The organism is Capnocytophaga sp. oral taxon 903 (assembly GCF_013394785.1).
Lineage (GTDB): Bacteria > Bacteroidota > Bacteroidia > Flavobacteriales > Flavobacteriaceae > Capnocytophaga > Capnocytophaga ochracea.
Genome location: NZ_JABXYW010000002.1, coordinates 1961779 through 1986526, shown reverse-complemented (window position 1 = coordinate 1986526; position 24748 = coordinate 1961779). Strand labels below are relative to the sequence as shown.

The 24748-nt window shown below is 38.7% G+C and carries 23 protein-coding genes; 6 read left to right on the top strand and 17 right to left on the bottom strand.

All coding sequences use genetic code 11. The features are described from left to right. Nucleotides 1-98: 98 nt before the first annotated feature. From HW279_RS08275 to dnaN, 3 genes are all read right to left on the bottom strand, one after another. Nucleotides 99-1316, bottom strand: coding sequence for an HD domain-containing protein (locus HW279_RS08275; protein ID WP_178958623.1), 1218 nt, complete (start codon nt 1314-1316; stop codon nt 99-101). After that, the gene (locus HW279_RS08270; RefSeq protein WP_178958622.1) at nt 1300-3390 is read right to left on the bottom strand and encodes an LTA synthase family protein; all 2091 of its coding nucleotides are present in this window, start codon (nt 3388-3390) and stop codon (nt 1300-1302) included. The genes HW279_RS08275 and HW279_RS08270 overlap by 17 nt, the downstream gene beginning before the upstream one ends. Before the next feature lie 107 nt (nt 3391-3497). Next, nucleotides 3498-4622, bottom strand: coding sequence for a DNA polymerase III subunit beta (gene dnaN, locus HW279_RS08265; RefSeq protein ID WP_002671565.1), 1125 nt, complete (start codon nt 4620-4622; stop codon nt 3498-3500). A 536-nt stretch (nt 4623-5158) separates the two neighbouring features. On the opposite strand from dnaN, the gene HW279_RS08260 reads away from it, so the two are divergent. Next, the gene (locus HW279_RS08260) at nt 5159-5455 is read left to right on the top strand and encodes a thioredoxin family protein (protein ID WP_009418423.1); all 297 of its coding nucleotides are present in this window, start codon (nt 5159-5161) and stop codon (nt 5453-5455) included. Between the two features lie 41 nt (nt 5456-5496). Here the strand turns inward: HW279_RS08260 and HW279_RS08255 are convergent, their stop codons facing one another. From HW279_RS08255 to HW279_RS08230, 6 genes are all read right to left on the bottom strand, one after another. Continuing rightward, complete coding sequence (locus tag HW279_RS08255) at nt 5497-6552, bottom strand: DUF3810 domain-containing protein (protein WP_178958621.1); 1056 nt, start codon at nt 6550-6552, stop codon at nt 5497-5499. Then, nucleotides 6552-7163: a DUF2911 domain-containing protein gene (locus HW279_RS08250; RefSeq protein WP_002671558.1), complete on the bottom strand. Its 612-nt coding sequence runs from the start codon at nt 7161-7163 to the stop codon at nt 6552-6554. The genes HW279_RS08255 and HW279_RS08250 overlap by 1 nt, the downstream gene beginning before the upstream one ends. Nucleotide 7164: 1 nt before the next feature. Further along, complete coding sequence (locus tag HW279_RS08245) at nt 7165-7887, bottom strand: porin family protein (protein WP_009418404.1); 723 nt, start codon at nt 7885-7887, stop codon at nt 7165-7167. A gap of 17 nt (nt 7888-7904) precedes the next feature. After that, the gene (ubiE, locus tag HW279_RS08240) at nt 7905-8639 is read right to left on the bottom strand and encodes a bifunctional demethylmenaquinone methyltransferase/2-methoxy-6-polyprenyl-1,4-benzoquinol methylase UbiE (RefSeq protein ID WP_178958620.1); all 735 of its coding nucleotides are present in this window, start codon (nt 8637-8639) and stop codon (nt 7905-7907) included. Between the two features lie 106 nt (nt 8640-8745). Then, complete coding sequence (locus tag HW279_RS08235; RefSeq protein ID WP_009411356.1) at nt 8746-9564, bottom strand: 5'-nucleotidase, lipoprotein e(P4) family; 819 nt, start codon at nt 9562-9564, stop codon at nt 8746-8748. A gap of 22 nt (nt 9565-9586) precedes the next feature. Beyond that, nucleotides 9587-10537, bottom strand: coding sequence for a 2-hydroxyacid dehydrogenase (locus tag HW279_RS08230; protein ID WP_178958619.1), 951 nt, complete (start codon nt 10535-10537; stop codon nt 9587-9589). A 179-nt stretch (nt 10538-10716) separates the two neighbouring features. Between HW279_RS08230 and HW279_RS08225 the strand changes: the two genes are divergently transcribed. Continuing rightward, nucleotides 10717-11835, top strand: coding sequence for a formimidoylglutamase (locus HW279_RS08225; protein ID WP_178958618.1), 1119 nt, complete (start codon nt 10717-10719; stop codon nt 11833-11835). Nucleotides 11836-12221: 386 nt separating this feature from the next. Here HW279_RS08225 and HW279_RS08220 read toward each other — a convergent pair whose 3' ends face one another. Further along, nucleotides 12222-12386, bottom strand: a complete 165-nt coding sequence (locus tag HW279_RS08220) for a hypothetical protein (RefSeq protein WP_178958617.1) — start codon at nt 12384-12386, stop codon at nt 12222-12224. A gap of 290 nt (nt 12387-12676) precedes the next feature. Here HW279_RS08220 and glmM point away from each other — a divergent pair, with 290 nt between their 5' ends. Continuing rightward, entirely contained in the window at nt 12677-14071 is a 1395-nt protein-coding gene (gene glmM / locus HW279_RS08215; RefSeq protein WP_178958616.1) for a phosphoglucosamine mutase, read from the top strand. Nucleotides 14072-14156: 85 nt separating this feature from the next. Here glmM and odhB read toward each other — a convergent pair whose 3' ends face one another. The 4 genes from odhB to HW279_RS08195 all read right to left on the bottom strand — a co-directional run bounded on the left by odhB (nt 14157) and on the right by HW279_RS08195 (nt 19822). Further along, nucleotides 14157-15395: a 2-oxoglutarate dehydrogenase complex dihydrolipoyllysine-residue succinyltransferase gene (gene odhB, locus HW279_RS08210; protein ID WP_178958615.1), complete on the bottom strand. Its 1239-nt coding sequence runs from the start codon at nt 15393-15395 to the stop codon at nt 14157-14159. 29 nt (nt 15396-15424) lie between these two features. After that, complete coding sequence (locus HW279_RS08205; protein WP_178958614.1) at nt 15425-16381, bottom strand: DUF4299 domain-containing protein; 957 nt, start codon at nt 16379-16381, stop codon at nt 15425-15427. A gap of 83 nt (nt 16382-16464) precedes the next feature. Continuing rightward, the gene (locus HW279_RS08200; RefSeq protein WP_178958613.1) at nt 16465-17025 is read right to left on the bottom strand and encodes a TonB-dependent receptor plug domain-containing protein; all 561 of its coding nucleotides are present in this window, start codon (nt 17023-17025) and stop codon (nt 16465-16467) included. Between the two features lie 25 nt (nt 17026-17050). Continuing rightward, nucleotides 17051-19822 carry a 2-oxoglutarate dehydrogenase E1 component gene (locus tag HW279_RS08195; RefSeq protein WP_178958612.1) on the bottom strand — a complete coding sequence of 924 codons (2772 nt, stop codon included), beginning with the start codon at nt 19820-19822 and terminating at the stop codon, nt 17051-17053. 734 nt (nt 19823-20556) lie between these two features. On the opposite strand from HW279_RS08195, the gene HW279_RS08190 reads away from it, so the two are divergent. After that, on the top strand, nt 20557-21045 hold the full coding sequence (locus HW279_RS08190) for a thioredoxin family protein (protein ID WP_009411346.1): 489 nt from the start codon (nt 20557-20559) through the stop codon (nt 21043-21045). A 37-nt stretch (nt 21046-21082) separates the two neighbouring features. Here HW279_RS08190 and HW279_RS08185 read toward each other — a convergent pair whose 3' ends face one another. Both HW279_RS08185 and HW279_RS08180 read right to left on the bottom strand, forming a co-directional pair. After that, nucleotides 21083-22084 carry a Gfo/Idh/MocA family oxidoreductase gene (locus HW279_RS08185; RefSeq protein WP_178958611.1) on the bottom strand — a complete coding sequence of 334 codons (1002 nt, stop codon included), beginning with the start codon at nt 22082-22084 and terminating at the stop codon, nt 21083-21085. An 11-nt stretch (nt 22085-22095) separates the two neighbouring features. Then, the gene (locus tag HW279_RS08180; RefSeq protein WP_002671504.1) at nt 22096-22686 is read right to left on the bottom strand and encodes a hypothetical protein; all 591 of its coding nucleotides are present in this window, start codon (nt 22684-22686) and stop codon (nt 22096-22098) included. A 137-nt stretch (nt 22687-22823) separates the two neighbouring features. Between HW279_RS08180 and HW279_RS08175 the strand changes: the two genes are divergently transcribed. Both HW279_RS08175 and HW279_RS08170 read left to right on the top strand, forming a co-directional pair. Next, on the top strand, nt 22824-23474 hold the full coding sequence (locus tag HW279_RS08175; RefSeq protein WP_002671501.1) for a protein-L-isoaspartate(D-aspartate) O-methyltransferase: 651 nt from the start codon (nt 22824-22826) through the stop codon (nt 23472-23474). A 61-nt stretch (nt 23475-23535) separates the two neighbouring features. Next, nucleotides 23536-24096 carry a hypothetical protein gene (locus HW279_RS08170; RefSeq protein ID WP_002671498.1) on the top strand — a complete coding sequence of 187 codons (561 nt, stop codon included), beginning with the start codon at nt 23536-23538 and terminating at the stop codon, nt 24094-24096. Between the two features lie 104 nt (nt 24097-24200). Here HW279_RS08170 and HW279_RS08165 read toward each other — a convergent pair whose 3' ends face one another. Then, a complete protein-coding gene (locus HW279_RS08165; protein ID WP_178958610.1) occupies nt 24201-24710 on the bottom strand; it encodes a lipocalin family protein in 510 nt (169 codons plus the stop codon). Nucleotides 24711-24748: the final 38 nt, after the last annotated feature.

The window sequence follows — 24748 nt, the reverse complement described above, 5'->3', positions numbered from 1 at the left end:
TTGTTTTTCGCAACAAAAATATAAAAATTATTTCATATAGCACTCTTTTTACTATTTTTTTTTCTCTATTGGGTAATTTTACTCCCTCCTTTTCTACCTTACTTTGGATAGCAAATATAGTATCGTTCGGTTACTTGTGAAAGAGGTTCTAAATTGATGGCTTCAGAGGTTTTAGTAAGATCTACTACTCTTCCATTTTTGGTGAGAATCTTAATTATTTCCTTTCCTGGATTATATGCTCTGTTAGTCATCACTCCTGTAAAGACAAAGTACTTAATATCCTTTTCTTCTACTCCTTTGGCAACTGATAGTTTCTGCAGTCTCTTTATCTTCTGTTCTTCAAAATCGTTTAAGCGGACTTTTATTTTTAGCAAATCGCGATTGAGCAACATTTTGCTGAGTTTAGAAAGGACTACATCGGGGTGGAACTGCCATTCTTTCATTGCTGAAATAATATCGGTATCGTCTAAACGAGCAAACATCTCAAGTACTTCTTGTGAGAAATTATTTTTGGATATCTTGTTTTTCACAAAGAAAGCTAAAGCGGTGGACATAGTCAGTTCTTGCCCTTGTTGCACCAACTCTTTGGCGCGATTGAGCAACCTGATGAGTATCTGCTCGGCTACTACGCTAGTTTTGTGCAGATACACTTGCCAATACATTAAGCGACGAGCTATCAAAAATTTCTCTACTGAGTACAAGCCTTTTTCTTCGACTACTAATTCGTCGTTGCGAACATTAAGCATTGAAATAAGGCGTTCTGAATTGATATTCCCCTCGGCTACTCCTGTGTAAAAGCTATCGCGTTTTAAGTAATCGGCTCTGTCCATATCTAACTGACCAGAGATGAGTTGGTGCATAAACTTACGAGGATAAGTGCCTTGAAATATTGCTATAGCGGTATCTAATTTGCTATTGAAAACCTTGTTAAGTTCTTGCATAAAACGCAGGGAGATCTCCTCGTGCGAAATACCTTCGACAATGCTGTGTTCCATTGCGTGAGAAAAAGGTCCGTGCCCTATGTCGTGCAACAATATGGCAATATAGAGTCCTTCAGCTTCTTTTTCAGAGATTTGTATTCCCTTGAAACGGAGCATCTCTACTGTTTTCTGCATCAAGAACACACACCCCAATACGTGCTCAAAACGAGTGTGTTTAGCCCCTGGAAATACCAAATACGAAAGTCCCATTTGATTGATACGCCTGAGCCGCTGAAAATAGGGGTGCTCAATAATGTCGAACACTAAAGTGCTGGGGATATGGATAAACCCATAAATAGGGTCGTTGATAATTTTTAGCTTATTTCTTGAGCGCATTGAACTGTTTGTTTTTTAACCACTCGGCAGTAGCTTGATAAGTACCAATACAAGCATCGGCTTGTTCCTTATTCACATTATTTTCTTTTATTTGCTCATAAAACAAGGGATACTCTTGTGAGGGTTGTTCTGTTTCTTTGTGCAAACTGTATTGAGTGGTTTTTCTCAAAGGTGATATAATAGTGAGTTTATCAGGGGTTAAGTAACCTAAATCCTGATAAGTAGCAATATAAGCGCGTGGCTGATAGCCTTCTTTTAGTACATCTTGCCCTATGAACTTAGAGGTATAATTGAAATTTAGCAAACCAAAAACGGTAGGCATCACATCTATTTGTGATACCATTATATCTATTTTCTTAGGAGTGATAAAATCGGCAACAATAAAACAAGGAATGCGATAACCATCTAAAGGCAATTCGGTACTACCTGCACTCGATGCACAGTGATCGGCTACAATCACAAAAAGAGTATTTTTGTACCAATCTTGTTGTTTTGCCATCTCAAAGAATCGTTTGAGCGCATAATCGGTATATTTTACTCCACCTGCACGTCGTTTCTCAGTAGGAGGAATATCAATTTTACCTTCAGGATAAGTAAAAGGGCGGTGATTGCTCACGGTCATCCAGTGATTGAAGAACGGTTTTCCAGCTTTAGCTTGTTCATTCATCACCTTTATAGCTTTGTTTGCCATATCTTCATCGCAAACGCCCCAAATATTAGAGAAAGTAACTTCTTCGGGTGTAAAGCTCTTGCTATCTACAATATCGTAGCCATTACCTGTGAAGAAATCCTTCATATTATCAAAATAACTATCGCCTCCATAGAGATATTTCACATCATAACCTTTACTTTTGAACACGCTACCTGTGGTAAACTTATCTTTATTGTCTTTGCGCTTCACCACGCTTTCCCCTGGAGTAGGTGGTATACAAAGAGTTAAGGCTTCCAATCCTCTCACAGTGCGGTTACCCGTAGCATACAAATTAGTAAAAAACAGACTGTTATTGGCTAAGCTATCTAAAAAAGGTGTGCGGTTATCAGTATTACCATACATTGTAAGGTATTCCGCCGAAAGACTTTCTATTGAAATGAGTACTACATTACGGTGCACTTCGGTAGTATCGCCTACAATCTGGCGTTCGAGGGCAGGAGCATTTAGTTGTTTGAGCACAATGCTTTCAGCCTCTTTCTCTGGCAAGGTAGGATAAAACTGAAAGAAATCTAACTCACTATGAGTAAAAGCGTAATAAAACTTGTAAACACCATTGCTTTGTATTTCTTGAGCAAAAGTATTTTCGGCAGTCATAGCATCAAGCTGGGGTAATCTCCACATTCCTATAAGCACTAACAGCAAATAGGGCACTACTATAACCATTTTTTCAAAGAGGGTAGGTATTGTTTTGAGCGCACTCTTAGTCTTGATAAATAAATAAATAGTAATAGCCAAAACTACTACAAACACTCCTGAAAACAAAGGTACTATAGGGTAGCTCTCCATTATATTACCTATCACTTCATTGGTGTAAATAAGGTAGTCTACTGCAATAAAGTTATAGCGAATACCAAATTCATTCCAAAAGAAATATTCGCTTACTGCATTCATTACTATGGCAAATACATAGATAGCCAACGTAATAAAATACAATGCATTGCGCAGTTGGGCTCTGTACTTAGGCAAAAAGAGTAACAAGGCAAAACACAGCGTTTTAAAGCCGAAGAAAGCTAATGCGATTTCGGGAATCACACCTCCGTATTGAGCAAATATATTGTTAGGATAAAACTGTATATAGAGTAGTATGAGGATAAATGCTCCTAAAATAATGCCTCCGTAAGGTTTTTTGTACTTCACATTGGCGATAAAGAGGAAATAAAGCATTAAAATACTACTTGCCAATACTATCACAAAAGCATCGGATAGTAAGCCTATGAAAAGCATCTTAAACACACTCCACACCGAAAATGTGGTAGTAGTGATAGGGTGCACCATAAAAACGATGCGCATCACAAATGATACGATTAGGTATAAGGCAGCTATATAAGTAAAAGGCTTTATTCTTTCTAAAATGGACTTCATAGATAGTTATTTTTTGAATGATAAACATTGTGATTTCTCTCTTAAAAAAAGAAACGCCTTAAAAAGACTCATAAGGCGTTTCATTTTAAAAATGAAAAATTCTTTATTTATTGATTTGTGTTAAGCATAATTGGCATTGCCAACATTAGTACTTTCTCTCCCTCATCAAGTCCATCAACAGGCGTGATAAGTCCGGCGCGATTTGGCAACGACATTTCTATCAAGATTTCATCAGAGTCTAAGTTATTAATCATCTCTTTCAAGAACTTAGAGTTGAAGCCTATTTCTAAATCGTCTCCCTGATAGTTGCAAGTGAAACGCTCCTCACCTTTGTTGCTATAATCTACGTCCTCAGCTGAAATTACCAAGCTAGAACCAGCTATTTTCAAGCGCACTTGGTGGGTGGTTTTATTTGAAAACAACGACAAACGGTTAATAGAACTATAGAATTGCGAACGATTTAAGATAAGTTTGTTAGGATTTTCTTTAGGAATTACCGCATCGTAATTAGGATATTTACCATCTATAAGGCGGCAGATGAATTCCATATCGTCAAAAGAGAATTTTGCATTGCTCTCGTTGTATTCTATTGTTACTTCTGTTTCGCTACCTGCTAAAATACCTTTGAGAATGTTCAACGGTTTTTTAGGCATAATGAAATCAGCCGCTTCATTAGCTTTGATGTCTAAGCGTTCGTATTTCACTAATTTATGAGCGTCAGTACCTACAAAGGTAAGTCCGTTTTCACTGAATTGGAATAAAATACCGCTCATTGTAGGACGTAAATCGTCATTTCCTGCTGCGAAGATAGTCTTTTGCACGGCAGTTGCTAATACATCACCTATCATCGTTACTTTGCTTGCTTCAGGCAAAGCTACAGGGCGAGGGAACTCCTCTCCATCTAAATAAGCTAAGGTATAATTACCGGTAGTAGAGCTAATTTCTATTACATTATTCTCTTTTACCAAAAAGGTAAGGGGTTGTTCTGAAAAGGTTTTAAGAATATCTGTCAATAATTTAGCTGATACTGCTATGCTCCCTTCTGAATCTGATTCTACTTCCAAAGTACCTCTTACAGTAGTTTCCAAATCGGAAGCAGAGATAGTTAAAGAATTGGTAGACAGTTCAAACAAAAAGTTATCGAGTATAGGCATTGTATTGTTGTTATTGATTACACCGCCAAATACTTGTAACTTCTTTAATAAGTAAGAACTTGATACTATAAACTTCATATTTTTATATATTTTAAATGACAAAACTTACCCCTTTGCGGAGTAATAATGGCAAAAGTAGAAAGAATATTTGTTACTACCAAATTTTTTTAGATATTTTTTAATTTTAATATGAGTTCGACATAAGAGATAGTATGACTTACACTACAGAAATTCTTAGCACGACAAGCAATTACAAATAGGTAGTTTCGCTGTTTTTTTTAATCTTCCACGAATTCCAAAAAATAGAAACTTTACTGACGATAGAAAAACGAATCTATAAACAACAAAGAAAGACAGTTTTTGTTTGAAGCAATCTTATACTTAGCTTATACGAATCTTATAGGAAGAACGAACAATGAATGGGTCTACAGTGGCTCTACAGTGGCTCTACAGTGGCTCTACAACGAACAAAAGACGAAGGAATGCTAAAGAGAAGAGGAAGATAAGATAGCGTTAATAGCTTTTTAAAAATAAAAAATAATATATTTTGTTTATTTCTATTTGTAATTAAAAAAAACTTTGTATTTTTGTGCCATTATTTTAAACATAAAATTATGGAGAAATTTGGTGATATCATCAATGTAAATACACCTGTGCTCATTTGTTTTTATTCTGAAGGTATTGAAGTTTCACTACATATGAATGCTGTATTACGCGAAGTAGTTACTATTTTGAAAGATAGAGTAAAGGTTGTGAAAGTAGACATTAACAAGAATAAAGAATTAAGTAAGGCATTGAAGATAAGTGCCTTGCCTACTGTTATTATCTTTAATAATATGAATCTTATTTGGCGGGGAGAAGGCTTTCAAGACAGTGAAGTTTTACTAATGGAACTTAACAAATTTCTGTAATTAATGATTAAAGGTCAATAATTAACGGTTAGTTCTAATTCCTAATTTCCAGCATAATGAGGAATTAGTAATCCCACCACTAAATCATAACTATTGATACCTTGTGATTGTTTGTTTGCTTTCAAGAACGCATCGTAGCTTGCTTTAAAAACAGGCTCAGCTTTGTTCTCATATTGTTGCCAAAACAAACGCACTTCTTTATAGTTTTCAAAGATACCTTTGTGAATTTGAGAGTGAAGGCTTTCATATTCAGTAGGGGCTACTTGAGCTACTTCATTGAGGAAATAGCGCAAGGCAAAGAGTTCTGCACTGTATTTAAAATAAGGATTATCAGTTTTTAGAGCTACCAAATACCCTAAATAATTTGCTTCTTCTTCGGCACCATACCCCATTTGATGTGCTATCTCGTGGCAAACAGTAATAGGCACACTATAACCTATCATCTTTCTGTTTACTTGGGCTTCATTAGTAAACGGATTCAAATACCCACTATATCCCATATAGGTAAGCAATTTACTGTAAAGAGAAGGTTTTACACTTTTCATTGCTTTAAAGTCTGTAACACCTTGTTTCCCCAAAGGATAGCCGTTATAAGCAATGCGATATATTTCTTTTTGTGAAAGCCAAAAGTCTACTTTAGTAGTATCATTGGTTGCCAATCGGGAATGGATTGTGTTGGCTCTGTCAATACACGTTTGTGTAGCTTTCAGCAGTTGGGCTTGGGTATATTCTTTAGAAATGTGCAAAGATTCCGATAAAGGTACCCTAAAATAGTTGAACCCCCAAAGGAAGAAAAACGCAAAGGCAATACGTATTATTTTTGAAAATATTTTATCTAAGATTTTTAAGGGGTCTTGCCATAACTTTTTGAAGTGTTTTACTACGACAAAAAATATACCTATAATGAACAACGTGTATAGAATATCACCCATAGAAAAAGGTATCCACCCGAATAAAAAGTGCAACACTTTAGCTATATACGGGTAGATACCTTTACTATAAATATGTTCTGTAACGGTAGGGAAGGTACGAAAAACAAGCCAAATAACTATGTAAATAGCAAAAACACTATATTTCCGTACTTGTTTCCTTTCCATTATTTCTTATCGTCTTTACCTTCCAAGTCTCTCTCAAATTGCTTTACTTCTTTGAGTTGCTCTATAATCTTATCAATAGTTTCTTTTTTGTCTATTTCAATAGGGATTTCCACTTTAGTATATTCCCAACGAATTACTAAATTTACTTTTTCATTAGAAATGTTCTCAAATGAGAACTCTAAAGCTTCTTGTAAATCTTTGGTTTGAGTAACAGGCACTGTAAATTCAATAGCGTTCTCATTAGGGTCATAGCTATAAGCTCCCCACGCATCGGCATCGTAATTGAGAACTACCGTCCACTGGTGAGCTTCAGGAGTTACAAAAATAGCATAATCGCCCTTCTTTACCGATTTACCTCCAAATTTCACAGGCTGAAGAAAACTAATACTAGTAGCTTGATTAGCTCCTAAACGCCAAATCTTCCCATAGGGGACTAATTCGCCAAATATTTTACGCCCGCGCACACTTGGGCGACCGTAATCTACTGTGATTTGACTCACAGAAAACTGTTGAGTGATTACCTGACGTGGACTTGCCATAGGGTAGCTAAAGTTCTGCGCATAAGACGCAAGACTTATCAAAAAAACTACTATAAGGATTAGTTTCTTCATATTATTCGAAGTTTAGATTTAATAAGAACCCACGGCTCTTTAAACCATTAAGGTTACTTGTCCAAGGGCTATTGGGATTATTATCGGGTATCAACTCATTATTAACTGAAAATAAGGCTCTCAGAGAAGGAGAGACTCTAAAATAAGGAGTGTAGAAGTCAATACCTAAACCTAATTCATAGAAGAAAACATTTCTTGTAGCACGGAAAGTCTTTTCGGAGTTATCAACATTTAGATTTGCATTACTACTCAAGTTAAACACCATCGAAGCTCCTGCCGTTACGTAGGGTTTTACGTTATACCAACGCTTAGCACTATACTTTAGCAATAATGGAATATAAATATAAGTAGAAGGAACATCGCGCATCGAATCTCTCGAATCGGAGAATCCAGGGAAGATAAGAATACGCTTGTTGTACACCAAACCTGGCTCAATTCGCAAATCGAGATATTTCACTAATCGTACAGAGCCTGTAAGACCTACGTTAAAACCTAATTTACGGTCAGTTTGTATTTCTCGCAGATTAGCTGTGCGATAATTTAAGTCGCGGTAATCTATTTTGAAGTCAAACACATTGGTACCAAAATAGTATCCCCATTGAAAGCGTTTGTCATCAAAATGTTCTAAGTTCATAATAGGCTCTTTGATTTGCCCATACAAATTCAATGCTCCTAAAAATAAGAACAACCCTATAAGACTCTTTTTAAATGTTTTCTTATTCATTTTTTATTGTTAAAGTTCTATTTATTAGCTATGTAAATGGTGACTACTCCTCCTAAGGTTTTAGGATAATATTCAGTTTTCTGATAACCTACTCTATCTAATATCTCTTGAAACTTCTTCCCGTAAGGAAAATGGATAGCCGAATCAGATAAATATCGATAAGCTGACCTGTCTTTAGAAAAGAGCTTTCCAATGAGGGGCATCATATAATTTGTATATAGATGATACCCTTGTTTGAAAGGGAATTTTTCGGGTACAGAAGTCTCTAATACCACCAAGCGCCCCTTAGGTTTCAGCACTCTGAGAATTTCACTTAGTCCCTTTTCTAAATCTTCAAAGTTGCGTACTCCAAAGCCTACCGTTACAGCATCGAAAGTAGCATCAGCAAAAGGTAGTTGCTCACTGTCTCCGTGTACTAAATTAATACGGTCAGTAAGTTTTTTCTTAGTTATCTTTTCGCGCCCTACTTCCAACATTCCTTCTGAGATATCTAATCCTGTAATCCTTACATTTGGAATAGTAGTAAGAGCAATTGCTAAATCGGCTGTGCCCGTAGCTACATCAAGCACCGTAGTAGGGTGTATCTCTGCTACTTTTTGTACTACAAATTTACGCCATTTTACATCTGAGCCCCACGAAATCACACGGTTCAAACCATCATAAGTATCTGAGATAGTGTTAAACATTTGGGTAACTTGTTCTTTTTTACCCTGTGCTGAATCTTGATAGGGCGTAACAGTGTTCTTAGGCATATAGTGCTTAATTTTTTGCAAAGATAGAAATTAATTTTCAATTGACAATATTTTTGTCTCTTATTCACATACACGCCAATTCCAGAACCCTAGCTTTACCTCTTACCTATTTAAATGCCTTTGTATTATTCTTAATAATCGCTTCTTTCTCGGCTTCTGGAATGGAGTATTTATGACCATAAGCAGCTCCTTCCCAATCGCCGTAAGAATAGTTAGGGAGCACAATAAAACGCTTGCCAAACTCTGTTTTGTTCTTATGTACTGCCTCTGAACGTTCTTTTGGAGTACCACCATCGAAATCTTTGGAAAAGTCGGAAAGGTTGTCGCCCATTAAGAGCACGATGTCGTAGTCTTTTGCAATTTGTAATCGACGGTTTTCTTTACTCTTCTCAGCAGAACGCAAGATAAGCCGATTGTCTGAAGGCAAAGGAAAATTGTACTTGCGCAAGTTCTTAGTCGTACCTTCACGTTCGTTGTCACGACGATTAGTCACATAAAAAATAGCTACTCCCTTGCTATCGGCGTATTTAAAGAACTCTAACGCGCCTGTTAGCGGTTTGGCATCACCTAAAACTGTCCATTCTTCCCACGCTTTTTGTGAATAACTAATACCCTGTTTCGCACAATAGGCTTCAAAGGGCGAATTATCCAAAAAGGTTTCATCTATATCGGTAACAATTGCCAGCGGTTTATCGCCCTTTTTAGCGAGGGCTTCGTCCAATCGCAATTGTGCCACGTTGAAGGCTTGCAAACACAAAGCTTCGTATTCAGCAGCGTTTTGCTGAAAGTAAGACGACCACAATTTGCCGTTGGCAATGAGAGCACTTTCTTGCGTAGTAGTTTGCGTTGTGGTAATGTTTTTAGTAGCACAGCAACTGCCGAGCAGTAAAGCTACTACTCCAATGAGTAAATAATTCTTTTTCATTTCTATTTAATTTGTTGATTTGTCAATTTGCTAATTTTCCAAATTTGCTAATTATCTTGTCTACTATTATCTGTGCAAGCTTTTCTTTACTTTCTAAAGTCCAGCCTGCAATATGAGGAGTGAGAATCACATTATCCGCTTCCAATAGGTATTTAAACGATTCGGGCATTTGTTCGTCGCTAAAGAAGTCTTCAAACGATGCCTTTTCATATTCTAACACGTCTAAACCTGCCCCTAATACTTTCCCGTTTTGCAAGGCGTGTACCAAATCATCGGTAACTACGCTCTTCCCACGTGCGGTGTTTAAGAACCAAAAACTCTTAGCAAAACTATTGATAAACACTTCATTCACCATACCTATAGTTTGTGGGGTTTGAGGTGTGTGCAAGCTCACTACATCTGCCTGACGAAAAAAATCTACTAAGGTTACTTGCTTGGCATTCTCGTCACCTTTGTTGGGGAGTATATCGTAGCAAATCACACTACAGTCAAAACCGCGCAATTTCTTAGCAAAACTCTTTCCCATATTGCCGTAGCCTATGATACCTACCGTCTTGCCGTCGAGCTCCCAACCTCTGTTCTCCTCACGCAACCATTTGCCGTTTTTAATTTCGTTATTGGCTTTCTTAAACTTGTTTAGCAATGCCAAAAGCATACCGAGTGCGTGTTCGCCTACTGCATTTCTATTGCCTTCAGGGGCTGCGATGAGTGTTATGCCTTTACTTTCAGCATAAGCTACATCTATATTTTCAAGCCCTGCACCTACTCTGCCTATGAATTTCAATCGAGTAGCCTTGTCTAAAAATGTTCTGTCTATGGTAAAACGACTGCGTATAATAATTCCATCGTAATCAGCTATTTTAGCCTCAATAGACTCTTTAGAGCTTGTATAGTCTTCGTAATTTTCAAAACCCTGTGCTGCGAGTTGTGAAAGCATCAAGGGGTGGTTTCTGTCTATATGTAATATCTTCATTTTAAAGTGAATCCTTTTTTATCTTTAAATATAAAGAGCCTAATAGAGGTCTTAATTTTTTGCAAAAATAATAAATAATTACGAACTACAAGTGAAGAACCACAAATAATTTGCTAATCCTCAAATTTGCTAATTTGCTAATTATCTCCTACCTTTGCCGTTTATTAATAAGAAAAATTATGTCACTATCCTATTTACAACCCGTTGATGAAGCTTTTACCTTAGACGATTACAAGCCACAACAAGTAGGTTTCCAACTCCATAAACACCTCCCCTCCATTGGTTTACCTGACCTTACCGACGTGAAAATTGCCTTTTTCTGTATCGAAACAGAAGAACAGTCATTCTATCGCTTTCGTCAGCATCTGTATTCTCTCTTTATGGGAAATTGGAATTTTGCCATTGCCGATTTGGGTAACTTGCCCTTAGGCGAAACCGACGACGATACTCATTTTGCTATCAAAGAAATTGTAGCCGAGCTTATTAAGCAAGACGTTATCCCTGTGGTGCTGGGCGGTTCGCAAGACTTTACTTATTCCCTCTACCGTGCTTTCGATAGTCTCGAACAAATGGTGAATGTAGTGTGTGTAGATGCTAAGTTCGATTTCGGCGATACCGAAGAACTCTTTGTAGAAAGCTCCTATATGAGTAAACTCATTTCAGAACCTCCCGTGAATTTACTCGATTTTACCAATCTCGGCTATCAGTCTTATTACGTAGCTCAAGAAGAGCTCGATTTGCTCGAAAAAATGTGTTTTGAGGTACACCGCTTGGGCAATATAGTGAATGATTTGAAGATTATCGAGCCCGCAATGCGTGATGCCGATATCGTAAGCGTCGATATGACCTGTGTGCAGGCAAAAGATATGTTAACAGAAGGTAATGTAAACGGCTTCAATAGTAGGGAAATATGTGCTATCACGCGTTATGCAGGTATCAGTAGTAATGTGCAAGTGGCAGGTATTTTCGATATCCCCAATACCGATTTGGCAAGTCAGCTACTCGCCGAAATGCTTTGGTATTTCTACGAAGGATTTAACTTCCGTATCAAAGAACTACCTGTGATAAACGACGAGAATTACACTAAATACATCGTACCCATTGAAGATATCCAAATAGAGTTCTTCAAAAGTACACAAACCGAACGCTGGTGGATGAAACCCGGAGGCGATAAATACTCCGGACCTCAAAACCACATACCCTCCGGACTTATTCCTTGTCTACCTCAAGACTACGAAGAAGCCATTAGTGGCACTATCCCCGAACGTTGGTGGCGCTCCTATCGCAAATCAGTATAAGCAAATATCTTTTCTATAAAGCCATAGAAAATCGCAATTTCATTTACTTTAAATTCGCTTTTTGTTCATTTATTCTTTATCCACCCTTGCGGCTCCTACCGTTATTTGTTCGTTTTAGGTTTACTTTAGCTTCGCTTTCTCTTCAAATAGGTCTTGTTTTTCAGATTGATAGTCTTCACTAATTTCTCTTTAAAGCTTGTCCCCCTTCGGGGGTTCGGGGGCTTTCGTCATTCGTCATTCATCTTTTCCTTCACTTTTCCTTCACTTTTCCTTCATCTTTTCTTCGTTCATTGTTCGTTCATTGTTCGTTCATTGTTCGTTCATTGTTCGTTCATTGTTCGTTCATTGTTCGTTCATTGTTCGTTCATTGTTCGTTCATTGTTCGTTCATTGTTCGTCTTTTCTTCGTTCTTTCTTCGTTCTTTCTTCGTTCTTTCTTCGTTCTTTCTTCGTTCTTTCTTCGTTCATTGTTCGTTCATTGTTCGTCTTTTCTTCGTTCATTGTTCGTCTTTTCTCTATCTGCCCGTGCAGGTCGTACCGTCTTTTATTCATTGTAGACCCACTGTAGACCCACTGTAGACCCACTGTAGACCCACTGTAGACCCACTGTAGACCCACTGTAGACCCACTGTAAACCCACTGTAGAACCATTCTTTATTCGCCTGTTGTTCGTTTATCCCATAAGCCTTCTTTAATTTAACCATTAATCACTAACCATTAACCATTAATCTTTATGATTTCAAATTTTTATATATCATTTTTTTATCCTATTTTTGTCGCGAAAAAACACTCTCTCTTCTATGTTATCATTATCTTTTGAAGAGAGTATAATCACTAAAATTATGTCATTAATCAAATCAATCTCAGGTATTCGTGGTACTATTGGAGGTGTACCCGATGAAAATCTAACCCCTATCGATGCCGTAAAATTCGCTGCCGCTTATGGTACGTGGCTCAAAGAAAACCTCAACAAAGCAAATATAAAGGTAGTTGTAGGAAGAGACGCACGTATTTCGGGCGAAATGATACAGAACTTAGTACAATACACCCTTGTAGGATTAGGTATTAATGTAGTGGATATCGGGCTAAGTACAACTCCTACCGTCGAAGTAGCTGTTACAATGGAAAAAGCCGATGGGGGCATTATTCTCACTGCAAGTCATAATCCTAAACAGTGGAACGCCCTAAAACTTCTCAATAATAAGGGAGAGTTCCTCAGTGCTAAAGAAGGTGAAAGAATTCTGACCATCGCTCAAGAGAACAAGGTGGTTTTTGCTGACGTAGAAGCTTTAGGAAGCATTTCTCACGATAATACCTATATTCAAAAACATATTGAGGCAGTGTTAGGGTTGCTAACATCTTCCACTATCGAAGCCATACGCAATTGTAAATTCAAAGTGGTTGTTGATGCGGTGAACTCCACAGGAGGTATTGCAATTCCAAAGTTATTAGAACGTTTTGGCGTAGAAGTAGTTCGTTTGTATTGTGAACCAAACGGACATTTTCCTCATAACCCCGAACCTTTAAAAGAACATTTGGGAGACATCTGTAAAAAAGTACTTGAAGAAAAAGCTGATTTTGGTATCGTAGTAGACCCCGATGTAGATAGATTAGCTTTTATTACGGAAGAAGGTGAAATGTTCGGCGAAGAATATACTTTGGTTGCTTGCGCCGATTATATTTTAGGAAAAACCAAAGGAAATGTAGTCTCTAACCTCTCTTCTTCTCGTGCATTGAGAGATATAGCCGAAAAACACGGAGTACAGTATGCAGCAGGAGCTGTAGGTGAGGTAAACGTAGTTGCTAAAATGAAGGAAGTGCACGCAATCATAGGTGGTGAAGGCAATGGAGGTATTATCTATCCTGAACTACACTATGGTCGTGACGCTTTGGTAGGTGTAGCATTATTCCTTTCCTTACTTGCTGAAAGAAAATGCAGTGTAAAGACCTTGCGCAATAGTTATCCTGCTTATTATATGAGCAAGAACAAAATACAACTTACCAAAGACATTAACCCCGATAATATCCTACGTGAAATGCAAAAGAAGTACGCACACGAGCAAATCAATACTATCGATGGCTTAAAGATTGATTTTCCTCAAAGCTGGGTACACTTGCGAAAATCTAATACTGAACCTATTATTCGCATTTACACTGAAGCTAAAAGTCAAGCAAAAGCCGATGAACTCGCTCTGCGTTTTATTGAAGAAATGAAAGCCGTTGCTTTTGTGAAGTAACTGATTCATAATTTACTAATTATTAAAACTCCCTGTAAAGCTAATAGTTTTACAGGGAGTTTTCTATATCTTTTTCTCTAATTCCTTAGAGCTCAAGAGCTTGTTTAGGATTGCCATTCATTAGAATTTCTACAGGATTTTCGAGAGCTTCTTTTACAGCTACTAAAAATCCTACTGATTCACGCCCATCGATGATACGGTGGTCGTATGAAAGAGCGACATACATTACAGGAGCAATCACTATCTGTCCGTTGCGCACGATAGGACGCTCTACAATGTTGTGCATACCCAAAATCCCTGATTGTGGCGGATTGATGATAGGGGTAGAAAGCATAGAGCCAAACACGCCCCCATTAGTAATCGTAAAAGTACCACCAGTCATTTCATCTACCGTAATTTGTCCATCTCGAGCGCGGGTGGCTAAGCGTTTTACTTCGGCTTCCACACCTCTAAACGAAAGGTTCTCGGCATTGCGAATCACGGGAACCATCAAGCCTTTAGGACCTGAAACGGCTATAGAGATGTCGCAGAAATCGTAAGTTACCTTCTCTTGTCCGTCAATCATCGAATTGACATCGGGGAAGAGTTTAAGGGCGCGCACGACGGCTAAAGTAAAGAACGACATAAAGCCGAGACTCACATTATGGCGCTCTTTGAAAGCGTCCTTATATTTGGCGCGCAAATCATAAATAGCCGTCATATCCACCTCATTGAAGGTAGTGAGCATAGCGGTTTCATTCTTAGCACTCACCAAGCGTTCGGCTACTTTGCGGCGCAACATACTCATCTTAGTACGCACTTCTTTGCGCACGCCACCCGTAGGAGTTCCCATCGAAGGTTTGGAGGCTTTAAGTGCATCTTCTTTGGTAATCCGACCTCCTTTGCCTGTACCCACTACTGCTGATGCAGGAATCTCGCGTTCTGCTAATATTTTACGAGCTGCAGGACTTGGAACTTGCTTTGCAGAAGAGGCAGGTGCTATTGGAGCTGTGGAAGGTGCGGAAGCTGTAGATTTGGGTGCCACAGGAGCTTCCTGTTTGACTGGTTGTGATGGTAAAGTACCTGCTGATGAAGCTCCTGCTGGTGCTTTTGCTTTAGTATCAATCAAGCATACCACTTGTCCTACTTTTACAGCTTCGCCTTCTTCGGCTTGCAGTGTAATAACTCCACTGGCTTCAGCGGGAAGTTCGAGGGTTGCCTTATCCGAATCCACTTCGGCAACAGCTTGGTCTTTGGTTACATAATCACCTGTTTTTACAAGCCAACGGGCTATTTCTACTTCAGTGATAGATTCCCCAGGTGAAGGGACTTTCATTTCCAACATATCGTTTAGTTTTAGGTGTTAGGTATTAGTTATTTCGTCGTTAAAAAGTTTTTCAATTTTGCTAAGAATCCTTTGCGTTCTTGTTTATCATTTTGCAAGAGAGTTTCAAGTTCTTGTCGGTTGAGGGTTATAAGCATATAGTGACCATCGAGTTTTTGTATTTTCTCTTGAGGCAATCGCTCTAAAAAGGTTTGGTAATCGAGTCCATCGAGTACCTCATAAGCATCAGGGTCGTTTTCATCGCCGTTGATAACTACCAAACTAATGCGCCATAACTTTATATCATCTTGACTGAGGTTTACTTGGGTGAAATCTACAAAAGGTGGATATTCATATGGCAAGATAGTAGGAACGCCCTCTGTAAGGGCATAAGCTCCCATCACCTCTCCTTTGTCATTTCTAAAAAACTGCTGACGTGCAATATATGCATCAGGGTGCTCATATAGTTGTTTTTCTATGAGCTGACTAAAGGCTTTAACCTTATCTTCGGCAGCTAATAACTCGTTTATCATTTCGTCTGACAAACATATAGGACGGTAGACACCGAACAGATAAGATCCTCCTTTCTCACCTTCATAACATTTGATACCAAATTTAATATCGTTTCTATAATCGTACGTAATGGCATTAGGTTCATAAACTTCTCCTTCTTCATCAACTACTTTGCTACCCAATGTGGTGGCTACTTTGCCAATAAACTCATACGCACCTAACCAATCGGCTTCGGTACTAGGAGTAAAGACGCGCACACCGTAGTCTTGGGTTTCGGTGTCGTAAGAGACCTCAAAACCACGACCGCTAATACCTTCTTGTCCCATCAGCATATAGCCCCAATCACTGAGCGGTGCGTTCATCACTTGGGAGTAATGCTCGTCGTTATCATCAATAGAGTATTGTACAAATCCCTCACGCTGGAGGTCGAGCAATTGCTGAGGAGTCATTTCTTCAGGTGTTTGTGTGTTTTTAATGTAAAAAGTTCGACTCATTTTTTTAGGTGTTATGTGTTAGAAAGCTGCATTCCCCATAGGGGTTGAACTTTACCAAAGTTTGCGACGAATAGCTCGTCGTACTACGACTTAGGTTCATAAGGTGGTATATCTAACTTTTCAGGATTTCCTTTTAGAGTAACTAAAATCACTCCGTTTTTAGCTTTCTCACCGTATTTTTCAGTAGCTTTTTTGTCTTTTAGCACTACGATGCTCTCTACTCTTTTAGGGCTGACATTGTTCATAAAAAGCTTTCCTACTTCAGGATCTGAAAACTCTACATCATTGACAACAACCAGAGGAAAAGCTTTATTAGGATTTTCTATTCCTGATAGGTTATCTTTCTTAGAAGTGTCTTTGCTTTTCTTCAAAGTAATGATAACCACTCCTTTTTCGGCTTTACTGCTACATAAAACAGTAGCAGAAGGATCTTTAAGTGCGCTTTTAAGTACGTTGATATTCTCAATATCATTAGGATCAATTGCGTTTAAAAAGATACTACTTACCTTATTATCGTCTATCAGAACGCCATTCACTACATACAAGGGTGAATTCTGTTCTCGTGACACAATTTTGGTAACTGTTTTTTGGGCTGATAGCGCATAAGTGGTTATCAGTAATAGTAATGTAATAATTCGTTTCATATCAATTGGTATTTTTAGTTTTTTATTATTCAAATACAGTTGCGATAGCTTTGTTGTGGCGTTTGCGGTCACGGGTATGGCTACCAGAGGCAGGGGCTGCATAGGCGGGAGTACCTACATAACGCCATTTTACCAAATCGAAGTTCATTAACATATAACCATAAGCGCCCATATTTTTAGGTTCTTCTTGCGCCCAAATAAAGTCGGTGGCGTGTTTGTACTTCGCTATAATGGTTTTGAGCTGTGTTAGCGGTAGCGGGAACAACTGCTCGATGCGCACTAAGGCTATATCGTCTCTGCCAAGTTTTTCGCGTTCGGCATAGAGGTCGTAGTAATAGCGACCAGAGCAAAATACTACGCGTTTTACTTTTTGAGTTTTAGCGATAGGGTCGTCTAACACCTCTTGGAACTGTCCGCCAGCTAAGTCTTCTACAGTTGAAATCACTTGGGGGTGACGCAATAAGCTTTTAGGAGTGAATATTACCAACGGCTTACGGAAAGTAGTCTTCATTTGGCGACGGAATAGGTGGAAAAAGTTAGCGGGGGTAGTACAATTGGCTACATACATATTGTTCTCAGCACAGAGTTGCAAATAGCGTTCTATGCGCGCTGAAGAGTGCTCAGCTCCTTGTCCTTCATAACCGTGAGGGAGTAACATTACCAATCCGTCTTGCACTTTCCATTTGTCTTCACCACAACAGATATACTGGTCAATCATTATTTGCGCGCCATTGGAGAAGTCGCCGAACTGTGCTTCCCATATGGTGAGCGTGCGCGGACTTGCCATTGCATAACCGTACTCATAGCCCAAGACCCCATATTCGGATAACAGCGAATTGTAGATATGGAAAGTACCTGTTGCCAATTGTTTGGCTTTGAGGTCTTGCAAGAAGCATATTTCTTCTTCGGTATCTTCTGTTTTGAGTACCGCGTGACGGTGCGAGAATGTACCGCGTTGCACATCTTCCCCAGTAATACGTACATCGTAGCCCTCAGTAAGGAGTGAACCATACGCCAAGAGCTCTGCCATTCCCCAATCGATATGGTTGTGTGCATATGCCTCTTTACGGTCGGCTACAATCTTTTTCACCTTACTGATAAAAGGTTTATCAGCAGGCAATTCAGTAAGTGCCTTGGCTATTGTGTCGAGTTTTCCTTTGCTAATAGTCGTATCTACCTTTTGTAACATTTGTTTTGGCGATGCTATTTCAAAGCCTTGCCATTCGGTTTGCATAAAGGGCTTTAATATCGTAAGTGGTTCGCGACGAGATGCTTCGAGGTCGGCATCAAGAGTAGCTTTATAAGCGTTCTCTATCTCGGCAACATAACTTTGCTGTATGAGCCCTTCTTCGATTAGCTTCTGTGCGTAAATATTGCGGGGATTGTCGTGCTTACTTATAATTTTGTACAAAAGAGGTTGCGTAAAACGCGGTTCATCGCCCTCATTATGACCGTATTTGCGATAGCCAAAGAGATTGATATACACGTCTTTGCCAAAGGCTTGGCGGTAATCGATTGCCAAGAGAAAAGTGCGCACTACGGCTTCGGCATCGTCGGCATTTACGTGAAGCACAGGCGAATCGTTCATCTTTGCAATATCGGTACAGTACAACGACGAACGCGAGTCGGCAAAATTAGCAGTGAACCCTACTTGGTTGTTAATCACTATATGCACGGTACCCGCATTGGTGAAGCCTCTCAAGCCACACATCTGCACCGTTTCGTAGACGATACCCTGCCCTGACACAGCAGCATCACCGTGAATGATGATAGGCAAGGCTTGTCGGAAATTCCCTTGACAATAATGGTCTTGTTTCGCACGAGTAATACCTCCTACGACCGCATTTACAGCTTCGAGGTGCGAAGGGTTAGGTACCAAATTCATATCTACGGTTTTTCCGGCACGAGTAGTGCGTTGGGTGGTGATGCCCAAGTGGTATTTCACATCACCGTCGAACCAATCGTCCATTTCGTAATCCTTACCGTCGAACTCGGAAAAGATATCCTTTGGATTCTTGCCGAACACATTGGCTAATACATTTAATCGCCCACGGTGCGCCATACCGAGTACTACGTGTTTTACACCTTGCTCGGCAGCAGCTTCCACCATAAAGTCGAGACCTGCGATGAGCGCATCGTTGCCTTCAAGCGAAAAGCGTTTTTGACCTACATACTTAGTATGAAGGAAGTTCTCAAAAGAAGTGGCTTCATTAAGTTTGTTAAGGATTTGCAGTTTTTCTTCCTTAGAAAACTGAGGTTTATTGTGATTTTGCTGTAATCGTTTGGTGAACCAATCGCGTTCTTGGGGATTGTGAATATACTGATATTCTACCCCTATCGACTTACAATAAGTAGTATTCAACGCCTCAATAATTGCACTTAAAGGCGAGGGAGCTAAGCCTATTTCACGGGCAGCATCGAAGGTAGTATTAAGGTCAGCCGTCGTAAGCCCGTAGTTTTCGATAGCCAAAGTAGGTGTATATGGCTCACGAGGACGTAGCGGATTAATTTGTGCGAATAAGTGACCGTAAGTGCGATACCCATTGATGAGGTTAAGCACGGCAAACTCTTTCTTGACAGTTTCGGGAAGCGCAGGGTTTTCGTTACCCACCACTTGTTGTACCATTACAGGTACTGCTTCTTCTACCGGAGTACTGTATTGCTCTTGAGCAAAATCGAAACCTTGAAAGAAAGCGCGCCAACTGGGTTCTACCGCATCGGGGTTTTCGAGATATTTATCATATAAATCACCAAAATAAGCCGTACTTGCGGCATTCAAAAAAGAATACTTATCCATAAAAAGCAATTGTTTCGTTTATTTTTCATTAATGATAGGCAAAGGTAATGTTTTGTTTTGGAATAACCATACTTTTTATGAAATATTTTTAAGATAATGTATTAGTAATTTGGGAATTAGCTAATTAGAAAATTAGCAAATGAGAATTCAGAATAAAAAAGGAATATCTGACCTTATGGAAATCTTAAAAATCAATAAAAAATGAAACTGTAAAATAGTTATGATATTAAAAAAATATCAACTCATTAAGCGGATAGTTTTCTTTATATAGATATTATCTATGAGAAATGAGGAAAAAAGAGCCATTTTAGAGGGAGTTTGACCGAAGCTAAAGCGAACCTAAGACGAAGCTAAGACGAAGCTAAGACGAACAAAAGACGAAGGAACATTATTAATAACCTATATATTAGATGTTTATAAGAGCCATTTGTGATAGATAAAATCTATTGAAAAGAGGAAATTTAGTAATGTTTATTCTGAAAATGTAGGGATATGGAGCTTGTCCGAAAAGTTTTGTTTTGTGAAGGCGATTTGCCTATCGCCTCTACAATGTAACTAAAAGAATTTGATTATCAAGGTAATCAACTTTTCCAAAGGTGCGAGCCACACAGGCAACTTTGGCAAAGTGTAGCGACGCAAATGCAATTTAAGACTTTTGGAACAGCCTCAATGTAGCTCTTGAAATATCTTGGCACTTTTTTTGTAATTATATATTTTCAAAAGATTTGGTTTTTATGAAGAAATACTTTTTTATAGCACTCCTCTGCTGGGGAGGTACTGCTCTTTGGTCTCAAAACAGTGAGGAAATAAGTAAAGAACGCGCTGGTTATGAACAACCTTATCACCCTGAGGAAGACGGTGATGCACGTATTACACAACTGCTAAAACAAGCTAAAAAAGAACACAAAAAAGTGTTGGTGCAAATAGGTGGGAATTGGTGTGTGTGGTGCTTGCGCTTTAACCATTTGGTGACTACTACGCCTGAACTGAAAAGTATTTTGGATAAGAAATATATTTTTTATCACCTAAACTTCTCACCTGAAAACAAGAATGAAAAGGCTTTTAAAAAGTACGGAAACCCTGGTGCACAATATGGTTATCCCTCTTTTTTGATTCTCAATGAAAAAGGAGATGTGCTTTTCACTCAAAAAAGTGAAGATTTAGAATCGGGGAAGGGGTATGATGTGAAGAAAGTAAAGAAATTCTTGCAAGGAAGGTTGTAATTTGCAAATTAGAAAATTAGAGAATTAGCAGATTGTGTTATTGGCTAAATTGACTAATAATTTTGATAATTTCAACGACTTGAGTGGCAGGTACGGGATTGGTACCTTTGCGTGTTAAAGCTTGGTAAAGGTCGTTATAAAAAAGCCAATAGTTACCGTGTTGGGCAGTGGTAAACAAACGTTTTTCAAGTGTATGGAGAATGCCATTAGGCTCGGCAACAAAAGGCAACCACTGAGAGGCTGAAGGGATAGTGCCCGCTACTAAGGCATTTTCTTGTCCGTCGAACCGCTGTTGAAGGAAGGAACCCTTAGTGCCGTGCAAGGTGTACTCCCATTGGCGTTCCAAAGCATAGGTAGTGGATTTAAGGCGGACGCGTAGTTCGTTTTCGTAAAAGAAAATCAGTTCAAAATAATCGTCGGTTTGAGTACCTTTGCGAAGGTAACCCAAATCGGCATACACGTTTTTAGGAGTACCGAATAGCTGGAGCGCTTGGTCTATGAGATGTGCTCCTAAATCGTAGAGAGCCCCTCCCCCACGTTCGGGAGTTTCCTTATGAGCCTTGGCACTAATTTCACTTCGGAAACGGTCGAAGCGGATTTCTACTTCTTTAAGTTCGCCCAGTACACCACTGTTTACTATTTCTCTTACCTTTAAATAATCGCCATCATAACGCCTATTTTGGTAAACGGAAAGTAGCTTGCCTTGTTTTGTAGCCAATGTATTGAGTTCTTCAGCCTGCTCGACAGTAACCGTAAAAGGCTTTTCTACTAATACATTCTTATTTGCTAATAACGCTTCTTTGGCATACTCATAATGGGTTTGCACGGGGGTATTGACCACTACCAAATCTACCGCAGGGTCTTGTAGCATTTCGTTCACTGAGCGATAAAGTTTAGCACCAGGATATAGAGCGTGCGAATCGGAACGATGGCGTTCTACTATCGCATAGAGGTGATACTGTGGGTGTTGTGCTATGAAAGGGGCGTGAAATACCCGTCCACTCATACCAAAGCTGGCAAGGGCTACATTAATAGTCATTAGATAAGTATTTATAATTCTTTTAGGGAATTGATAATGTCCTTCATCTGCTGGTAATTCTTTTCTTTTTTGCTAGCTAACGTCCAGGTAAAAACTTGGTAGTAGGTCTTTTTAGTTTCGACAATAGCCACCACGTAAAAGACTCCGATACCATTGACGGTTTCGGTAGTTTCAACTACTACAGCAGGATATTTATTAATGGTAGTTTCGGTAATTTGTTTATCAGTAGGGCGCATCATCTTGGCTTCTGCCCAACCTTTTTTGCAGATGCTAAAATAGTCCTTTAATCCGAAGGATTTAACAAAGGCTTTTTTGTTTTTAATATGCAAAGAGTCCTTTAACACTTGGTAAAGTACCTCATTAAGCTCCTTGCGGTCTTCATCGATTACTGCAACAAAAAGCTCGGACTTACCGTTGCCATATTGCAGAGAGGCTTCTTCATAAAGATTATTTTGGCTGGTAAGAGAGTTAGGTAGTGTCATTTCATATCTATCTTCAACTTTCACTACTTGAGTGGCTTCAGAGGAGGTATCGCTCACTCTGCAAGCCGTAGCTAAAAGGAAGACAAAGATGAAATGCAAGTTACGTTTTAAACGCTTCATCTCTTTCCTAATTTAGTTTTTTCCGCCACAAAAGTATAAATAATTTTTAAACTAATCAACTTTTTAGCAAAAAAATAACACAAATACTTTTTTAGTTGAAAAAAAAGGTTGAATTTTGTACCCGAAAATACAAGAAGATGCTACCGCTGAAAGACACATTAAAACACAAAGGATTACGGAATCAATTAGCTGATTTATTGAGAGAAAAAGGCATAAAGGACAAGCGTGTATTGGAGGCTATTCGCACGATACCACGCCATTTGTTTATGGATAGCAGTTTTGAAGACCACGCTTACCAAGATAAGGCTTTCCCGATAGAGGAAGGGCAAACTATCTCTCAACCCTATACCGTAGCTTTCCAAACGGAATTGCTACAAGTATCACCTCGACAAAAAGTATTGGAGATAGGTACGGGCAGTGGCTATCAAGCTAGTGTACTGCTATATTTAGGGGTACAGCTTTACACTATTGAGCGACAACAGAAACTCTTTAAGCAAACACAAAAACTACTCCCCAAACTAATGAATCGTACTGTGCATATGTACTTTGGCGACGGTTATAAAGGGATTCCTAACGAAGCGCCTTTTGACCGCATTTTGGTAACGGCAGGCGCTCCTTATGTACCGAAAGCGTTGCTTGCACAATTGGCGGTAGGAGGACGTTTAGTAATTCCGATAGGAGAAGAAACTCAAACAATGACGCTTTACGAGCGCATTTCGGAAAAAGAATTTCACAAGACTACGCACGGGACTTTTCAGTTTGTACCGATGCTAAAAGAGAGAAACTGATGATTAATGGTGAATGATTAGTGGTGAATGATAAATGGTGAATGATTAATAATAATTTTATATGAGAACCATTACTTTTGTTTTACTATCGTTATTGCTGTTTTCGTGTAAAACAGTACAGCGCCCTAAAATGACAGCTCTTATGGATGAAGCTGCTATTAAGACCCTTAATGAAGGGACGTATTATGTGTATTCTGAGCCTATGGAAAAGCAAGCTCCCTTGTTCTTTCCGCTACTGCCCAAAGAATACCAAGAAACAGCGCTACCTTTAAGTAGGTTTAAACTGCAAGTAAAAGCAGATTCGCTGTACGTGAGTTACCAAAAAGTAAAGGATAGCACGACTACTGTGAGAATGGTAGCTGGTTTTAAAGGCAAACAGAAGAAGAATTTTTGGCAACGGTATAATAGGTTTAGAATCTATCCGTTTATTCCTATTTATTTAGGAGTAGATATTGATAGAATACGCATAGCTCCTAATAAAGATGGGGATTTGTTAGTAGAAGTCTACAAAGACCGACAAGGTGCGGTTATGTTTGTACAGTTTTTCAATACTTACTACGATACTTTTGTATTTAAACGCGAAGAACATAATGAATTACCTGAAAAAACTACAACAGAGTAAGTTAAGATTTTTGGAGTTAGCAGATTAAAAAAGAGCAAAGCGCGTTAAAGTGCTTTGCTCTTTTTATTCCTTAAATAAGTTTCTAAGGTAATGATACGGGAAGTTTACTGCTTTATATAGGTTTCTACTAAAGTATGCTTTTTACCTTTTTCATCTTCTCTTGAGTAACTAAAAGTCAGTTTATTCCCTATTATAGAAAATGTTCTAGAATCAGCCCCTTTTGTTGATTTTAAAGCAATTGTATTACCAGATATTGTATAGATAAATGGTATAGACTCACATTTACATTCTTTTTTATTATTTGGGTGGCTATCATCACAAGTATTTGATACTCCTTCTTTTTCTAAGAAAGTAACGGTAGAGTTATTTCGGCATTTTTTTGAAGAAACTGACACTTCTTTTCCATTATCAGAAAAAAAATCCTCTATGCTTTTTCCATCAATAGTCATACTTTCTAATTTCCAAGTGCCAATCAAATCCTTGTTTTGTACACTTCCTCCACTGTCGCTTTTAACACAAGCGATAAGGGTTACTAAAATTACTGCCATAATGGCTACTAGCTGTGTAGCAGTGCGAAAGGTCGCCCACACTACGTTTTTGTTTTTGTTTTTCATTGCTATTGTTACATAAAATTAAGTTTATACCTACTCTG

Coding starts and splice junctions, on each gene's coding strand:
- HW279_RS08275 (WP_178958623.1), bottom strand. CDS start 1,316: ATGCGCTCAAGAAATAAGCTAAAAATTATCAACGACCCTATTTATGGG.
- HW279_RS08270 (WP_178958622.1), bottom strand. CDS start 3,390: ATGAAGTCCATTTTAGAAAGAATAAAGCCTTTTACTTATATAGCTGCC.
- dnaN (WP_002671565.1), bottom strand. CDS start 4,622: ATGAAGTTTATAGTATCAAGTTCTTACTTATTAAAGAAGTTACAAGTA.
- HW279_RS08260 (WP_009418423.1), top strand. CDS start 5,159: ATGGAGAAATTTGGTGATATCATCAATGTAAATACACCTGTGCTCATT.
- HW279_RS08255 (WP_178958621.1), bottom strand. CDS start 6,552: ATGGAAAGGAAACAAGTACGGAAATATAGTGTTTTTGCTATTTACATA.
- HW279_RS08250 (WP_002671558.1), bottom strand. CDS start 7,163: ATGAAGAAACTAATCCTTATAGTAGTTTTTTTGATAAGTCTTGCGTCT.
- HW279_RS08245 (WP_009418404.1), bottom strand. CDS start 7,887: ATGAATAAGAAAACATTTAAAAAGAGTCTTATAGGGTTGTTCTTATTT.
- ubiE (WP_178958620.1), bottom strand. CDS start 8,639: ATGCCTAAGAACACTGTTACGCCCTATCAAGATTCAGCACAGGGTAAA.
- HW279_RS08235 (WP_009411356.1), bottom strand. CDS start 9,564: ATGAAAAAGAATTATTTACTCATTGGAGTAGTAGCTTTACTGCTCGGC.
- HW279_RS08230 (WP_178958619.1), bottom strand. CDS start 10,537: ATGAAGATATTACATATAGACAGAAACCACCCCTTGATGCTTTCACAA.
- HW279_RS08225 (WP_178958618.1), top strand. CDS start 10,717: ATGTCACTATCCTATTTACAACCCGTTGATGAAGCTTTTACCTTAGAC.
- HW279_RS08220 (WP_178958617.1), bottom strand. CDS start 12,386: ATGAATAAAAGACGGTACGACCTGCACGGGCAGATAGAGAAAAGACGA.
- glmM (WP_178958616.1), top strand. CDS start 12,677: ATGTCATTAATCAAATCAATCTCAGGTATTCGTGGTACTATTGGAGGT.
- odhB (WP_178958615.1), bottom strand. CDS start 15,395: ATGTTGGAAATGAAAGTCCCTTCACCTGGGGAATCTATCACTGAAGTA.
- HW279_RS08205 (WP_178958614.1), bottom strand. CDS start 16,381: ATGAGTCGAACTTTTTACATTAAAAACACACAAACACCTGAAGAAATG.
- HW279_RS08200 (WP_178958613.1), bottom strand. CDS start 17,025: ATGAAACGAATTATTACATTACTATTACTGATAACCACTTATGCGCTA.
- HW279_RS08195 (WP_178958612.1), bottom strand. CDS start 19,822: ATGGATAAGTATTCTTTTTTGAATGCCGCAAGTACGGCTTATTTTGGT.
- HW279_RS08190 (WP_009411346.1), top strand. CDS start 20,557: ATGAAGAAATACTTTTTTATAGCACTCCTCTGCTGGGGAGGTACTGCT.
- HW279_RS08185 (WP_178958611.1), bottom strand. CDS start 22,084: ATGACTATTAATGTAGCCCTTGCCAGCTTTGGTATGAGTGGACGGGTA.
- HW279_RS08180 (WP_002671504.1), bottom strand. CDS start 22,686: ATGAAGCGTTTAAAACGTAACTTGCATTTCATCTTTGTCTTCCTTTTA.
- HW279_RS08175 (WP_002671501.1), top strand. CDS start 22,824: ATGCTACCGCTGAAAGACACATTAAAACACAAAGGATTACGGAATCAA.
- HW279_RS08170 (WP_002671498.1), top strand. CDS start 23,536: ATGAGAACCATTACTTTTGTTTTACTATCGTTATTGCTGTTTTCGTGT.
- HW279_RS08165 (WP_178958610.1), bottom strand. CDS start 24,710: ATGAAAAACAAAAACAAAAACGTAGTGTGGGCGACCTTTCGCACTGCT.